General features: G+C 46.6%; 15 protein-coding genes. 3 read left to right on the top strand and 12 right to left on the bottom strand.

The window, feature by feature from the left end; genetic code table 11:
- Window position 1 precedes the first annotated feature (1 nt).
- Window positions 2-841 (bottom strand): YtnP family quorum-quenching lactonase, encoded by an 840-nt coding sequence (locus ABU165_RS00490; protein ID WP_129613905.1) that lies wholly within the window; start codon window positions 839-841, stop codon window positions 2-4.
- Between the two features lie 458 nt (window positions 842-1,299).
- A complete protein-coding gene (trmB, locus tag ABU165_RS00485) occupies window positions 1,300-1,938 on the bottom strand; it encodes a tRNA (guanosine(46)-N7)-methyltransferase TrmB (protein WP_022544290.1) in 639 nt (212 codons plus the stop codon).
- Between the two features lie 283 nt (window positions 1,939-2,221).
- On the opposite strand from trmB, the gene ABU165_RS00480 reads away from it, so the two are divergent.
- On the top strand, window positions 2,222-2,401 hold the full coding sequence (locus ABU165_RS00480) for a hypothetical protein (protein ID WP_009795231.1): 180 nt from the start codon (window positions 2,222-2,224) through the stop codon (window positions 2,399-2,401).
- Between the two features lie 112 nt (window positions 2,402-2,513).
- A complete protein-coding gene (locus ABU165_RS00475; protein WP_009795233.1) occupies window positions 2,514-2,792 on the top strand; it encodes a YtzH-like family protein in 279 nt (92 codons plus the stop codon).
- Here the strand turns inward: ABU165_RS00475 and ABU165_RS00470 are convergent.
- The 4 genes from ABU165_RS00470 to thpR form a co-directional block, all read right to left on the bottom strand.
- A complete protein-coding gene (locus ABU165_RS00470) occupies window positions 2,789-3,568 on the bottom strand; it encodes a phosphotransferase family protein (protein ID WP_009795234.1) in 780 nt (259 codons plus the stop codon). The genes ABU165_RS00475 and ABU165_RS00470 overlap by 4 nt on opposite strands.
- 366 nt (window positions 3,569-3,934) lie before the next feature.
- Window positions 3,935-6,076: a type I pullulanase gene (pulA, locus tag ABU165_RS00465; protein ID WP_318059610.1), complete on the bottom strand. Its 2,142-nt coding sequence runs from the start codon at window positions 6,074-6,076 to the stop codon at window positions 3,935-3,937.
- Between the two features lie 197 nt (window positions 6,077-6,273).
- Window positions 6,274-7,227: an NERD domain-containing protein gene (locus ABU165_RS00460; RefSeq protein WP_129613903.1), complete on the bottom strand. Its 954-nt coding sequence runs from the start codon at window positions 7,225-7,227 to the stop codon at window positions 6,274-6,276.
- 29 nt (window positions 7,228-7,256) lie between these two features.
- Entirely contained in the window at window positions 7,257-7,814 is a 558-nt protein-coding gene (thpR, locus tag ABU165_RS00455; protein WP_129613902.1) for an RNA 2',3'-cyclic phosphodiesterase, read from the bottom strand.
- A gap of 229 nt (window positions 7,815-8,043) precedes the next feature.
- Here thpR and cysK point away from each other — a divergent pair, with 229 nt between their 5' ends.
- Window positions 8,044-8,976 carry a cysteine synthase A gene (gene cysK, locus ABU165_RS00450; RefSeq protein WP_009795240.1) on the top strand — a complete coding sequence of 311 codons (933 nt, stop codon included), beginning with the start codon at window positions 8,044-8,046 and terminating at the stop codon, window positions 8,974-8,976.
- 79 nt (window positions 8,977-9,055) lie between these two features.
- On the opposite strand, the gene dat is transcribed toward cysK, so the two are convergent.
- The 6 genes from dat to ABU165_RS00420 form a co-directional block, all read right to left on the bottom strand.
- Window positions 9,056-9,931, bottom strand: a complete 876-nt coding sequence (gene dat / locus ABU165_RS00445; protein WP_129613901.1) for a D-amino-acid transaminase — start codon at window positions 9,929-9,931, stop codon at window positions 9,056-9,058.
- Between the two features lie 38 nt (window positions 9,932-9,969).
- On the bottom strand, window positions 9,970-11,388 hold the full coding sequence (gene pepV / locus ABU165_RS00440) for a dipeptidase PepV (RefSeq protein ID WP_318059611.1): 1,419 nt from the start codon (window positions 11,386-11,388) through the stop codon (window positions 9,970-9,972).
- Window positions 11,389-11,492: 104 nt separating this feature from the next.
- Entirely contained in the window at window positions 11,493-12,680 is a 1,188-nt protein-coding gene (locus ABU165_RS00435) for an ABC transporter permease (RefSeq protein WP_318059612.1), read from the bottom strand.
- On the bottom strand, window positions 12,673-13,386 hold the full coding sequence (locus ABU165_RS00430) for an ABC transporter ATP-binding protein (RefSeq protein WP_318059613.1): 714 nt from the start codon (window positions 13,384-13,386) through the stop codon (window positions 12,673-12,675). The genes ABU165_RS00435 and ABU165_RS00430 overlap by 8 nt, the downstream gene beginning before the upstream one ends.
- A 51-nt stretch (window positions 13,387-13,437) precedes the next feature.
- Window positions 13,438-14,166: an MOSC domain-containing protein gene (locus ABU165_RS00425; protein WP_129613898.1), complete on the bottom strand. Its 729-nt coding sequence runs from the start codon at window positions 14,164-14,166 to the stop codon at window positions 13,438-13,440.
- Window positions 14,167-14,300: 134 nt separating this feature from the next.
- A complete protein-coding gene (locus ABU165_RS00420) occupies window positions 14,301-15,596 on the bottom strand; it encodes a M48 family metallopeptidase (protein ID WP_318059614.1) in 1,296 nt (431 codons plus the stop codon).
- Window positions 15,597-15,958: the final 362 nt, after the last annotated feature.

Genomic DNA, 15,958 nt, shown 5'->3' with positions numbered 1-15,958 from the left:
TTTATCTGGTGCGTTTCAGCTCTTCCTTCAGCTGTTTATCCCCGTCCCATTTCACCGCCCGGAAATAGGCATCATGGTAAAACGTAAACCATGCATCCTTGCTGATTCCGTACTCAAGCCATTTCTGCTTCGCAGCGATTGAATCCATCGGATAATCGTCAAAGGCAAGAACCCATAGAACATTCTGGTGGGCATGTGTCGGCATGATGTCTGCCATATGAACGATTGTTTCCCCTTCTTCCTCGATGAGAATAATGGCATGTCCATCACTGTGACCGCCTGTGTGGACCATTCTCACTGGACCGAAGCTCCATTCATCTTTGAATGTGATCACCTGGTCCTCTATCCCGCTCCAATTTTCTTTCCAGTATGTATTCCTGGACCGGATGTTCGGATTGCGCATCTCTTCCCACTCGGTTTCCGATACAATGATTTTTGCATTGGTGAACACTGAAACAAATTCTTCTCCTTCAAGTCTGGTAAGGCCGCATGCATGGTCGAAATGCAGATGGGTCATCAGTACATAGTCGATATCCTCCGGGCTGAGGCTAAGCTCTCCGAGGGATTTTTCAAGACTGGATTCTTCTGTCACTCCGTAGTTCCGCTTTTGCTTTTCGTTAAGCTTGCCTGAGCCAATGCCTGTTTCTATGAGCATCTTTTTCCCGTTAGCTTCCACAAGGATTGGATCTGTTCTAAGCTCGATCTGGTTATTTTCATTGCAGGGATATTTCTTTTCCCACAGAGCTTTTGGGACAACGCCGAACATGGCGCCGCCATCCAGATGTGTGACCCCGCCGTTGAGCCACGTGAGCTTGACTGTTTTTAATTTTAAGGTTTCCATTTGGACACTCCCTTTTTCAGCAGATTGTATGTATACTTGTTAGTTTATCATTAAGAGGGGAGTTGGTGGAATATTTGCTCAGCATAAAATAAGATACAACAGAATTATTGAAATGTATTGAAATTAGGAAGATTTTTGGTTTTATCTTTAAAAAACTTAGTTGCATTCCCAAGGTTATTGAACCTGTTAATTGGAGTGGAAGGCACGCAGACTCCTGCGGGAAGTAGCGGCAAGGCTGAGACCCCGCATGAGCGTAGCGAAGAGGAGGCTCAGCGTCGCCCCGCGGAAAGCGAAGTGCCTGGAACGGAAATTAACAGCCCATTTAAAAAGCTAAACAAATGAACAATTGTTGTGGCCTTTCACAGTAAATCCTAAAAAACATAACCAAAGAAGGAGTACGAAATGTCCGTACTCCTTTTTTCTATACCAATGCCGCTCACGAGCAGCTTTATGCAATTTTATTGATATCTCACTTCAGAGCGGTAGATTCTGCTGCCTCTGCCGGAGAATTTTTCTTCGTATTCGGTCATGATATTGCCTTCATAGTCGCTGTTGTGAAGGTCGAGGCTGACGTAAGTGAGGAGGAGTCCGTATTCGGAGAAGCTTGTAAGTGAATATTCGAACAGCCCCTGGTTGTCAGTCTTGAAATGGATTTCTCCTTTATCGACAAGGATGCTTTTGTAGACATCAAGGAAACTTTTGAAAGTGAGCCTTCTTTTTTCATGACGGGTCTTTGGCCAAGGGTCTGAGAAATTAAGGTAAACCCTGTCTACGTCCCCTTTATCGAAATACTCAGCCAGGTTCTTGGCATTGGCATTCATCAGCTTAAGGTTTGGAAGCTCTTCTTCAATAAGCTTATCAAGGGCAGTCACGATGACGCTTTCTGCCAATTCTATGCCGATATAGTTGATATGAGGATTGGCCTTTGCCATCCCTGTGATGAATCGGCCTTTCCCTGTTCCAATTTCTATATGGAGCGGCTGGTCTTCTTCAAATACTTCAGCCCATTTTCCTTTATGCTGAATCGGCTCCAGGATGACATACTGCGGATGCTGCATTAATTTATCTTTAGCCCAAGGCTTGTTTCTTTGTCTCATGAGGACACCCCTAAATAATAATATCGTTCAAACAATACCATGCCTTCCCTATCGATGCAACCCTCGTTCAGGAAGGATCGGGGAGCATCCGGCCGCATATGTAAGGGCACTGTCTGTTAAAGCGCGTTCATCTTATGTTACCGGAAATATCTCCTGTATATCAATCGAAACCGCGTTTTTCATTTATATGATGTTTTGTTAAGGTTTTAAGAGTGTACCCGAACGGAAAAACCCGAGCCTGAAATGCTTTTCCTTCAGGCATCAAAAGGAGCTGGAAATATACATGGGAAAATTGATTGAGACAGGATTGGAAATGGCCGTCCTTTTAGTTATAGGCATCATGTTCCTTGGCTACAGTGTGACTGTCTATCCGTATGAGAAGCTTAGGAACAGAAAATGGACTCAGAAAGTCAGATCAAAGAGACAGAGCCTTTATATCGGAAAGCCTGTCAACCATCTATAAAAGATAAGCTGATGAATAATAAAAAAAAGGAATTCACATGATAAATGTGAATTCCTTTTTTTGTTGGTGCCTCAATCCCATTCATGTACAAATAGAAAGGATGCTGAATCATATGCCGCTGTGCCATACAGATCAACTAACCCTGCTGAGGGATATATTAAGCAGCCATCAGACAGACTGCTGCGGGTCGGTTTCAGAGTGTGAACAATTGGAGCGCTTGGTAAAATCCCTCATGGTCAATGCAAATATCGGCCAGGAGGTAAGGACAGTACTGGAGCAGATTTACAGCTACAGCCAAAACGGCGCCGGCTCTTCCAATCTCGACGGCCATATAGAGCTGCACCAGCAGGAGCTCTCCCAGTGGGTAGAGAGCATTGACCAGCTTTCCTAGCCCAGGTCAAGCTCCTTGATGAACTGGATCCACTTATCCATTTCTTCATATCTCCCCTTGCTTTTATGCCATTGAATCGATGTCAAAGTCTGGGCAGCCACATACCATTTCATGCGAAGGGCAAGGGAGGATGTTAATTCCATTCCATACCGCTTCAGCCAGGAATGCCATTTATCACGGGGGATGTACCAGTATAAGAGCATCCCGAGATCAATGGCAGGGTCGGCAATCATTGCCCCATCCCAATCAATCAGATACAGCTGGTCGTTCTCTGTGAGCAGCCAGTTGTTATGATTGACATCGCAGTGGCAGACGACCATATCTTCACAGAAGATATTCCCCTTCTCCTTTTCAAGGAACCCAAGGGCTTTCCTGACAGCATCCAGTCTGCGGATTTCTTCATCCAGCTCTTCTGTGACCGCGTTCAGTATTGCCTCTGGCTTCAGGGGAGATTTTCCCAGCCTGCTAAGCATCCCAAGGAGCGGCCTGGAGTCATGGATTTTCTTGAGAAGCCTGGCTACCCGCTCATCTTCCATATCCCCCGGCTTCAATTCCCTTCCGGCAAGCCATTGCTGGGCTGTTATGACGTCCCCATTTTCAAGCCTTTTTGTCCACACAAGCTTTGGAACAATTCCTTCTGCTGACAAAACAGCGAGAAAAGGCGATGAATTCCGCTTCAAGAATAATTGCTGCTCTTCATGCTGGGCAAAAAACGCTTCACCTGTCGCTCCTCCGGCAGGAACTATCTCCCAATCTTGTCCGAATAAATGTTCCAAAATTGTTCACCTACAATGTTTTTCTGCAAATTAAATGCGAGTAAGGAAAGTGCAAGGCCCGCATCTCAGCCAGGCCTTTTACAGTCTCCTATCTATATATGCGGAACTGCAAAGAAAGCAAAGCCCGCTCCTGTCCATTCCGCCGCTAATTGATTAAAGGACTATTGTATAGAAAAGCAAAGTAAAATAAAAAAAAGCTATTGAAGCAAATGTCCTGCAATAGCTATCTTATAAATTTTATCTCTTAGCGTGTTTTCTAGTCAAGTCAATCAGAGATAAAAACAGTATTTTATTATAATGATTTCTTTTTCAATTTTTATGGTTTGATCCCGATTCAGCTTCGGGCGGGCAAAAGGGCAGCTTCTTTCACCTTCTGGCAAGGATCAGCAGGCTGCATGGGGCAATTATTGCAGCGCCCGAATTCACAGTATTTACCGGTTCTGCACCCGCCCTGTCTCCGTCCGCCAAAACTTCCCATTCTCCATCAGCAGGGAACTTCCGCTCTTCCCGGGAAGGATTGAAACATACCCTGATGGAATCATAGCCCCCGAATTCCCTGATATCCTGCAGCTCGAATGCAATCATCGGCTCTTCTGCCTGGATGAACTGCATATGCCTCCTGATCAGGTCTGTGCTGTGAAAACGGAAAGCTTTGATGTTCTTCCTTATGCTAATCAGCCCTTTTATATAGTCCACATTATCCTGATAGTGAAGCCGGCGCTCCCAATCAAGCCAGTTGACCTCATTTGGGGACCGATAGCTGTTGCCGTCCCCATTTTTTGTCCTGAAGAACTCCTGTCCGCTGTGAAGGAAAGGAATTCCCTGTGCAAGGATGACCATTGCCGTCGCAAGCCGGTGGTGCTTCACCTTGAATTCCTCTCTCTCTTCAGGGAAACATGCGCCAAGCTTATCCCATAGTGTATGGTTATCATGCGATTCGGCATAGTTCACAGACTGCCCCGGAGAACGGAAGAGAGGCTTAGCCTTTTTCCCCATTCCGATGCTTCCGGCAAGAACCTGTTTCGCATCCTCGCGGTAATGTGCATTTCCCAGTGCATATCCTTTATCATAAATATTGAATGTGCTTCCCTTAATAGAATCCCTGAACCAGTCATTGAACTGGCCGATCCTCTCGAGCTTGGCCTGGTTGCGCAGATTGGCCTTTTGTTCCTGCGGGAGAGGAGTGTTAAGGTCCCACCCCTCCCCAATGATGAGAATATGCCTGCCGGCTTCATCTGCAGCTTTCCTGACCTCCTGCATCGTCCCGACATCCAGGATTCCCATCAGATCAAAGCGCAGCCCGTCAATTTTATATTCATGCAGCCAGAACTTCACGGAATCGACGATGAACTTCCCTGCCATCTTCCTCTCAGAGGCAAAGTCATTGCCTACCCCGGTTCCATTTGATGGCATCCCGAACTCATCGTGCCGGAAGTAATAGCCTGGTACAAGCTTTTCAAAATCGGATGATTCCCTTATATAGACATGGTTGTACACAGCGTCCATTATGACCCGCAGGCCCTGGGAATGGACAGCTGAAATCAAGTCCTTCAGCTCACGGATCCGCAAATACGGGTCTGAAGGATCCTCGGAGTAGCTGCCATCAGGCGCGTTGAAGTGGAGCGGGTTATAGCCCCAGTTATAATCCGATTTTCCCCCGAGCTCATCCACCCCCGCAAAGTCGTGGAAGGGGAGGAACTCGATATGGGTCGCCCCCAGCTCCTTTACGTAGGAAAGGCCGGTCGAACAGCCCTCCGGCCCCTTTGTACCCAGCTCTGCCGCACCGCGGTATGTGCCTTTTTTATCCGCGCCGCTCCCGGGATGGATGGTAAAGTCCCTGATATGGGTTTCGTATATAACCGCATCTGTATCATGTTCCAGCTCCGGAAGCTCAAGCTCAGGCATCTTTATTTTCCCGGGGCTGGCAACGACGGCTTTCTCCCCATTGGCTGTAAGCGCGGCAGCATATGGGTCTGCAGCCTCCCGCCACTCAAGATCGATGCATACCTTGTAAGTATAGGCATGAAGTTCAAGATCTCCCTCGGCACAATAGGACCAGACACCGTAATCTCCTCTTTCCATTGCATATTCCGTGATACCCTTCCCTGGCTCTTCTAACGACAGCCTGGCTTGAGTGGCGGTAGGGGCCCATAGCTTGAACACTGTCTGTTCTTCTGTATAAAAGCACCCCAGGCTCCCGCTATAATAATATTTTTCATCAAATGCCTCTGTCCGGATGACAGATCCAATCTGAAGGTCTGTCTTCCCCCCATGTTCATCATGGATCCAGCAGGTTGTTCCGAGATCCAGATCACCTTCGAAGGTGCAAATATATTTAATCTCCTCTTCCAGTTCCTGCTGTTCTTTAATAAAGAGCTCCTTCTTCCCTTCCTGGCCTGAAAGAGCAAATTCAGAACAGCTGCCATTGTAATAAGAACGGGGAAGCAGGATGGCAATGATATTCAATTCATCAAGGTATGCATGGTACATCCGTTCCACTGTGATCATCGTCTCACTCCGCTTCTATTCTCGGCTTTCCTCTGAGTACTTCCTTATTACCTGTAATACAGGCTGCCCCAAACCTTGCCCAGGGCATTTTTTAAAGGGTGTCTTAACAGCTATTCACACGAACGAGCCCAAAATCAGGATGAATTACTACAAGACCTTTTGATAATTGCCTAGAAATGTATTTAAGATCATGTGCCTTATTCAACTTCTCCCCATTCCGGGCGTTTCACACAGGTTGTCTGGCAATATTGCAGGAGGATCTGCGCGCTTTTAAGCTGGATATGCTTGATGGGGGACGTGTTTTTCCTCATAGCTTCAAACCACTCCTCGAATCCGCGCTTCTCAATCAGCTCCACCCCATATGGTACATTCGGATAATCAAAATAGCCTTTCCGGCTTACTAATACTTTATGTACCGGGAAATCAATTTCATACATTTGAAAAATGCTCTTTACAATTTTTTCTGTCCGGTCCAGGGCGATGAGCGGATTCAGTATTTTCTTTTCTTCCTTCCCTGTCCTTTTTAACCAGAAATGCTCCTTGGAACCGATGAAAACAGCCTGCTCATCTTCTTCCATAAAGGAAAGGCAATAGGCCCCAGTCGGCGTAATAAAGACCGATTCTGCCTCTACAGGCGCTTTTTTCAAACGGAATACAGGCTTATAAAGAAGCAGATAGGTGTCCGGAAAACGCTGAAGGAGGAAGCGGAGCTCGGGGTCATAGAAAAAGGATCTCTGAACAAATGATTTTTCCATGATGGTCGAGCTCGCCCACTTCATTTGAAATCTAAAAAGCTGATCCAGGAATTGCTGCTTCAATTCATCTGCCGTATCCGGCCTTGAGGCAAACTGCGGATCAAAATCGAGCTTCTCTTCCACTGCCTTTTCAGGAACCGGCTCAGCGTCCTCTGACTTCCTCTTCAGGCTGAATATTCCCTTAATCCTCTCTGACAGGGGCTGTTTCTCTTCCAGCTTCCAATCATCCTCTGCTTGTCCCGGTTCAGGGCCGAAAAACCGACCATCGTAATTTTCCCATGCGTCCAAAAGCTGTGCCCACCGCTGCTTCTTCAGTCGGACATATCTGGAAGGATATAAAAAGATATCCTGTTCATAGCGTGAAATATAATCCTGTAGCTTTATTAACTGTCCCATTCCCTCTGCCTTCCTTGTTTCCTTGTATTTTATTTCAGTGTATAAACCTCGATTGCTTCGTATTTAGGACTTCTATCCATATGCGTCTGATATAAAACCACTTCTGCGGCAGGAAATGAGATTGTCTCTGTTAAAACAGATTCATTTCCCAAAAGGTCCGGCTCAAAAGGGCTGATGCCTGCCCACTTCCTTGCCAGAGTGATATGCGGCTTAAATGGCCGGGTCTCCAGCTGAAAGCCTGCTTCCTTACAGGCATCAAAAACTTTCTTCCTTACCTCGCCAAGCCTGGGCTGGGCTGCTGTGTCCGACCAAAAGATCCTGGGCTTATCCGGCTTTCCGAAGACGCCAAACCTTGAGGTGGATAGGCTGAAAGCTTCCTCTTCCTCAAGTGCCTTCCTGACAAGCCTGGCTGCATGCTGCAGCTGATCCTTCCCTGCATTTCCCAGAAAGGCCAGCGTAATATGATAATCCTGATAATGGACCCATTTTTGAAATTCAAGCATTCCTGCTGCCGCTTCGCATTTCAGCTTCAGCTTTTCTTTGGCATCGTCAGGAAGCCGCACAGCAAAAAAATAATGTGTTTGCATCAATAAAACGCCCTTTCCACGACATTTCTATTTATTTTAACAAAATTTGCACAGCCGGGAACAAAAAGCTGCCGGAAAATCCTTAAGATTTGATAGCCTTCCCACCTTTTAGGTATGATTATGGAGCAGAGCATTAAATGAAAATCATTTAGTTTTCCCTCCTTTTGCATGAGATTTGCTGAAGGAATGCAAAATAGCTTTATTATTATTTTTAGAAAGGAAGAGTTTTATGAAGGTTGTAGACAACCTGTCTGACTTGATTGGCGACACGCCGCTCGTGAAGCTGAACAGGCTGGCCCCAGAGAATGGGGCAGCCATTTATGCAAAGCTCGAATTTTACAATCCGAGCAAAAGCGTCAAAGATCGGGCAGCTTTTAATATGATCATTAAAGCAGAGGAAGAAGGAAGGCTGAAAAAAGGGTCAACCATCATTGAGCCTACAAGCGGGAATACCGGGATCGGCCTTGCGATGAATGCTGCTGCACGCGGCTATAAGGCCATTCTTGTTATGCCTGACACAATGACTCTTGAACGGATCAATCTGCTGAAAGCGTATGGGGCGGAAGTGGTCCTCACACCAGGTGATGAAAAGATGCCCGGATCAATCAAAAAAGCGCTGGAGCTTGCAGAGGAAATCCCGGACAGCTTTGTCCCGATGCAATTTGATAATGAAGCAAATCCCGATGCCCACAGAAAATCAACCGCACTTGAAATCATTGATGGGATGGAACAGATCGGAAAGCCCCTGTCTGCTTTCGTCGCGACTGCAGGCACAGGCGGAACGATCACCGGAACCGGAGAGGTGCTGAAAGAGAAATATCCGGGTCTTGAGGTCCACGTTGTTGAACCGAAGGGCTCTCCAGTCCTTTCAGGAGGCAAGCCCGGCAAGCATAAGCTTGTAGGCACCAGCCCCGGTTTTATCCCTGAAATCCTTAATCAGGATGTTTATGATGAAATCCACCAGATCAAGGACGAAGAGGCTTATGACACAACAAGGAGGCTCGCCAGGGAGGAAGGCATCCTTGTCGGCCCTTCCTCAGGGGCAGCCTGCTTTGCGGCCATCGAAGTCGCCAAAAAGCTCACACCCGAAGATGCAGTCGTCTTCATTGTGTGTGATACAGGAGAAAGATACCTTTCCAGCGACCTGTTCCGTTTTGAGTAAGATAGTATAAATGACGGAAACAGCTTTATATGAAAAAACCGGCCATGTCTCCTGATCTGGAGTGCCTGGCCGGTTTTTTTCAGCTGTTCAACGCACCTGTTTGAATGCTTCCGCATTCCTTTTCAATTTTTTCGAGGAATAGGCCTTGCAGCTTCTGCGTCAGCTCTCCTGGCTTACCGTTCTTCACAGGACTGCCGTCAATCCCGATGACCGGCATCACTTCAGCTGTTGTGCTGGAAATGAAGATTTCATCTGCACCAAGGAGCTCATCAATCGTGAATGCTTTTTCCTCAAACGGAATATCATTCTCACGGGAAATCTCGAGCACTTTTTGCCGTGATATCCCATTAAGAATGAAATGGTCAGCCGGATGTGTCACCAGTTTATCGCCGCTTACGATGAAGATATTAGATGAGCTGCCCTCGGTCACTGTATGGCCCCGATGCTGGATGGCTTCAAAGCACCCAGACTGGGCTGCCTTCTGCTTGGCCAGCAAATTGCCAAGAAGGTTAAGGCTTTTAATATCGCAGCGGAGCCAGCGGATATCTTCAGTCAGTATTGCCTTGATCCCCGATTTCATATTCTCCTCCGGCCGCGCAGCTTCACGGGTATAAGCTACGAAAGCGGCAGGGACTTCACTGCCCGGAAAGGCGTGATTCCTTGGCGAAATGCCCCTTGAATACTGAAGGTAGACTGTTCCGAAACCAATTTTGTTCTTCCCGATCAGCTCTTCCAGTTTCGTTTTTAGCTCTTCCTTTGTAAAACCAGGGTTCAGTCCGATCTTTTCACAGCTTTCAGACAGCCTGTTCAGGTGTTCCTCAGCTGTAAACATTTTGCCGTTATATACCCGGATTACTTCATAGACACCATCGCCAAACTGATAGCCTCTGTCTTCAATGTCAACCTTGGCATCTTTGCGTTCAATCAATTCCCCATTCAGGATTGCATATTCCACTTTCGTTCCTCCCCTATACAATATTCAGCCTGTTTCTTTTATTTTGCCAGCTCATAAATAGCCTGTGCATAGATGGCTGCAGCCTTTACAAGGTCCTCAATAAACATATATTCATCCTTCTGGTGGGCAATGTCCTCCCTGTCAGGGAATAATGGGCCAAAAGCGACACCGGCCTTCAGGGAACGGGCATACGTTCCTCCCCCGATCGAGATGAGCTTGGCCTCATCTCCAGTCTGCTCCTCATACACTTTTTTCAGGGTCTGGATCAGGAAAGTATCCTCATCCACATGATGGGGCTTGGAATCTGTAAAGTTTTCGAGGCGGAACCCTTCTTTTCCAGCAGCAGCCATGACCGTTTCCTTGGTTAAAGCCATATCATTGGTGACAGGGTAGCGGAGATTCAATCCAAGCCGTCCGCCTTCTGCCTGTGAATAGCTTATCTTTCCAAGATTGATGGTCAGGTCGCCTGTGATATCGTCAGAGTAGGCCGCGCCCAGCTGCCTGCCGCGGGAATCCTTGAAGAAAAAGCGGTCAGCAAAGCTGAAAAATTGGGCTGCCTTTGAATCGATTGAAAGCTCTGACAGGAATTTAGCTAAATATAAGCCTGCATTCTTCCCGTTATCAGGCTCCATCCCATGTGCAGAAATTCCTTCAACCTCAAGAATCAACTCACCATTATCCACATGATAGCTGCCTTTCAGGTCATGCTGCTTCTGGAAATCTACAAAACGCTGCAGCACCTCTGTCTGTTCATGATGGACAAGCAGGGATGCTTTGGCATAGTCAGGGACCATGTTGTATCTTCGGCCGGACTGGAATGAAGCAACTTCTGCCTTGACATCGCCATCCTGATTTTCTGCTGTGCTTTCCTGAACAAGGTCAAAGTCGGAAATTCCTTTTTCTGCATAGATGATCGGAAAATCAGCATCTGGGGCGAAGCCGATATCAGGCATCTGCTCGTGCTTGAAATAATGGTCCACACAGCGCCAGTCGCTCTCTTCGTCCGTCCCGACAATCATCCGCACTTTTTTGCTCAGCGGCAGCCCAAGCTCCTTGACTATTTTCATAGCATAATAAGCGGCCATTGTAGGCCCTTTATCATCCAGCGCCCCGCGTGCAAAAATCTTTCCATCCCTTATTTCTGCAGCAAAAGGATCGCTTGTCCATCCGTCACCTTCAGGAACAACATCGACGTGGCAAAGAATCCCGACGATTTCTTCTCCACTCCCAAACTCAATATGTCCAGCAAGATTGCCGGTGTTTTTCACGGAGAATCCGTCCTTGCTGCCCAGCTCCAGCATAAAATCAAGTGCTTCTTTGACTTCTTTTCCCAGAGGGGCATCTTCAGTCGCATTCTCTTCATCAAGAATGCTCCTGATTTGCAGAAGCTTCTGGGTATCAGCCAGGAAAGCCTGCTCACGTTCTTCTATTTCTTTCTGCCAATCAATGTTTTTCATACAAATCCTCCTTATGTACATTCAAAAAGCAGACCGGCTGCATCCGGAATAATTAAACCAATTTCGCTCTTCCATTATAAATCATTTCAATGGAAAACCTTAAATCAAAGAGAAAGGCTGCCAGCAGGCATCTCGCCTGTCAGCCAAAGTCCTCCCGCTGCCGCCAGTATAACAAGAATGATGGACAGAAGAAAGAGAGCCCATACCGCTTTGGTCCTTGCCGAAAAATACGCATCTCTTTCACCGTATTTTTTTGTGAGGGGGTGGGAGATAGTAATTTTCCCCCAAACCATCTGCAGCCAGGAAAACATCATGATGAGGAAGCCGATGGCTATAAGTGTTTTAAACCAGATAGGCGGAATGATGACGATCGCTGCCACTGCAGGTGATATGATTTTTAAATAGTTTCCCCAATAAGACGGGTTGCGCAGGAATACTTTAATGAAAACTTCCAGAAATCCGGCAGAGACCGTCCTTTTTTTAAAGATCCTTTTTGATTGCCTGAACAAAAAAGGCTTTTTTCTTACTGCGGAAGGCGAAGGCATCTCTACCTCATAGGAAAGCTGGAAAATTAAGCCTGTATATTTGACTCGTTCCTCCCTCTCAAATGCCGCTTCAGTATCAAAGGTATGTGTTTTGGACAGATTCCTATTGTATAGGAAGCTTCCCAGGGCAAGCAGCAGAATAGCCGACATATTAAAGGCCAGCAGATTTCCCCCGAGCCACAGGGCAAAAACCAGCTGGACCATCCAGCTTAACAGCACAAAGCTTGCAAGACTGAATAGTATCCTTAAAAGCTTCCCTTCTATCTTCCTCAGATTTTGCTTCAGCCACATAATAAATACTCTGCAGGAAAAGAAAAACAGGAAATAAGAAACGGCATATAGCATTGTAAAGCCGTAGTGCCCTATTAAAAAGGGAAGCAGCAGAATGGCTATGAAGGCTGCCTGGCATGCTCCAGCCAGAAGAGAATAGAAAAAAGCTCCTTTTTTAAGGCCGAAATAAAGCTTCCGGTTTTTAATTAGAAATACCTTATCTGCCTCCTGGATAAAGGTTCGGTAATGGCCGCCCCATGAGGCAATATAGCCTGGAAGGAACAGGAAAGCTGCCGGCACCATTAAAATCCACCCGGGCATTTCTGTCCACCAGGATCTGTATATGAAAAAGGAGATGACTGCTGCAGGAACCGCCAGATAAAGTATGATGGTCCAGTCCGCAATTGATCTGAAGACGCTGTACTGATATTTCCATTCTGCCGAAAGCCTTTTAAAAAGGAGCCTGCTGCTAGTCATTTACATGCTCCTCTGAATACATGTGGAAGCAATCGAACAGCGACCCGCCCGGCAGGCCGCATTGCTGCCTGATTTCATCCATGGTCCCTGATGCCGCGACCCTGCCTTTATTAATGATTATAAACCTGTCGCAAACCTTTTCGGCAGTGTCCAGAACATGGGTCGACATCAAAATGCCTGCACCCTTTTGGCGCTCCTTTTCGACTGATTCCAGGAAAAGCCTTGTTGCATTCGGATCCAGGCCGATGAAAGGCTCATCAATGATATATACAGAAGGATTGATGATCAGAGAGAGGACCAGCATGGCCTTCTGCTGCATCCCTTTTGAATATGTATGGGGATAATCATGTGCATAGTCTGCCAGCTTATACAGCTCCAGCAGCTCTTCCGCCTGCTCCCTGTATTCCTGATCGCTGAGCCCTTCTACTGCAGCAATGAAGTCGAGATGCTCCCATAATGTAAGCTCGTCATAAAAGATGGGCCGCTCGGGAACATAAGAATATTTGATCCCCTCTTTAAAAACGGTTTCTCCTTCTGTATAATCCATCAGGCCAAGGATCGTTTTGATCGTAGTGCTCTTTCCCGCACCATTCGCCCCGATCAGGCCGATCTGCTCTCCTGAATGGACTTCAAATTGAATATCCTGCAGATATGGAGCCTCTTTGCTGTATCCCGCCTGTTTTATTTGCGCTGTTAATAGTTTCATTGTTTTCCCCCCGATATATATACGGCGAAGAGAAGGAAAAAGTTTCCTTGGTCAATCTGCAAGATAGATTGCATCACCTGTTCGGATCGGACCTGTACGCACCACTGAAGCATAGACGCCGAAATGATTGCTCCTTTCTTTGGCAACCATTTTCAGAAGGGCGGCATCCTTACCGGCATCCTCCGGATCGACTGTGATGATCTGGCATCTTTCACAATGACGCTTAATCATGATAGCGGATCCTCCGCTGCCGATGATCAGCTTTTTCCCAAACCAGCTTTCTTCTGCAAAGGGAACAGATCCTTCAATATCAAGGATAATATTGGCCCGGAAGCGCCGGTGATCAACTTCTCTGCCCCGCATTTCACCGAGCTTTCTCAATGAAGCGGCGGAAACGAGCTGCAGATGCTCCTCTTCTATTGGACCTAAAGGTACACTCTTTGGCGAGTATTGAATCTGCTCAGTTTTTTTGCCTGTGAGGCTTTCTAAATAACCTGCTACGCGGGGATCGCCCCATTTGGCGCTACTCCCGTCAGGCATTCTGATGATGACTGCCGGAAACATGTTATCCTGTTCCTTTCCTGCAAAACGCGCTGAAAATGTGGCCATCTCGGGAGCCTGGGTAATGGTCAGAAATTTCCCGGGCCTCGACGTGTCCAGGAAAGCATGGCTCCTGTCTCCATATAATCCGTAAGACATCAGCCGCGTCTCTGCCACACTTTCACCGCCAAAGGATTTGACAGGGTGCCTGATGATTTCTTTAATCGTTCCCACCTTCATATCTCTCTCCCCTTTCCCGCTGCTTTTTTCCATATTATAGCACGGTGTTTGTTCAGACGGCAGACAACGCTTACTCGAAAAACTCATGGTAAGCACCAAAAAACGCTGCTGAACTCTTCAGCAGCGTTCATTTCTTATTCATAATAAGGCTTAAGCACTTCCAATACTTCAGGGTTTCCGTATTCCTGAGCGTAATCATAGGCTGTAAGGCCCTCTGCATCTGTATATAACGGATCTGCCCCATATTCCAGAAGCAATTCAGCCATACTGGCATCATCTGCAAAAACCGAGCTCATTAAAGGCGTTGTGTCATAGGCATCCACTGTATTTGGATCAGCTCCGTGTTCTGCCAGGAGCCGGGCGGCATCGGCCTGTCCGCTGTACACGGCCCAGTGCAGGGCAGTTGAGCCTTCACTGTCAGCAGCATTAATGTCAGCTCCATTCCCAATCTGGTTTTCAATAGAGGCGAGGTCACTTGTCTCTGCAGCCTCCATCAGAGGCGTAATTCCTTCCACTTCTTCTACTGGTCCATCAATTGGCATATCTGAGAGCATATCAAGATTTTCGATTCCTTTTAAGCCAAACCATAGCCCTGTTCCGGCAAGGGCCAGAAAGAGCACAGCTGCGATAGAACCAATCCAGACAGTACTTTGCTTCTCTTTAAGCACCAGTGCCGTTTCCGGGGCAAAAAACTGTGCCAGTGCATGCAGCCTTTTCGGAAGATGCGGATGAGTGGAAAGCTTCTCATTCAGCCATATGAAAATGCCCTGCTCCGACTCGATCTGTTCCATATAGGTTTCCTGGTCGACCTTCTTATATAATTCTTTCCCGATGGCAAGCATTGTCAGCGCATTCCTGGAAGCTTCATAAGACTCAGTATAGTAGGCAGCATAGCGGTCACAGGTATACTCGCAAGCTCTTAAATACGCATTTCCCAAAAATGGCACCCACAGAGCAGGCAGCAGGAGGAAGCTGACTGTCACATGCCTTCGTTTCAGATGGGCAAACTCGTGTGCCAGTACAAACAATACCTCCTTCTCCGCTTTCTGCTCAATCAATTCAAAAATACCAGAATACAGCACCACCATATTTTTTCTGAAAAACCTGGCTGCAAAAGCATTGAGAACCCCTTCGGATTCCACAATATAAATATCCGGGACTTTCGCAAGCCCCATCTGCCCGGCCACTGAAACCGCCTTTCCATACAGCTCTGGGAATTGCTTTTTCCCAAGCTTTACACCGTTCCTGCGGATTCCGGCCATCATCAGCCCGTGGAGAATGATGGTGGCAGTCAGCAAAATGGCCAGCATGATAATGCCAATAATAGTTATAGATAATAGCAAATACGTAAGGATGCCGAATAAAATGACAAAAGCAAAATAGAGACTTTCTTTTCTGTGTACGAGCTGTTCACGCAACGAATGATTCAAATAATTCCATCCCCTTCAGTTATCTGCATAAATTACTCATTGATTATAATGAATTTCCCCATTTGGGAATACAGGTAAATAGGCCCATTAAAAAAAAGCTGGTAAACACATATGCAGATACTTAAATGCATAGAGATGTAAAGAGAGCCAGGCATCATGCAAGTTTCTGATCAGGCAGGCACCAGTATGGAAATGGAGCCAATTCCAACCAAAATGTGTTAATCTTTTGTAAATTCAAGTATTAAAGTAGCATTATCAAGCAAGAAAGAGTACAATTATTGTAGAAGTATGACATCTAGAACATTCTTTAATGATTAGAAAAGGAGTTGTCTGGGGAAAAGAAAACTACATACCTTGAAGAC

Source organism: Cytobacillus sp. T106, assembly GCF_040492155.1.
In the GTDB taxonomy this organism is placed as follows: domain Bacteria; phylum Bacillota; class Bacilli; order Bacillales; family Cytobacillaceae; genus Bacillus_AB; species Bacillus_AB infantis.
This window is presented reverse-complemented; position numbering and strand designations above follow the sequence as displayed.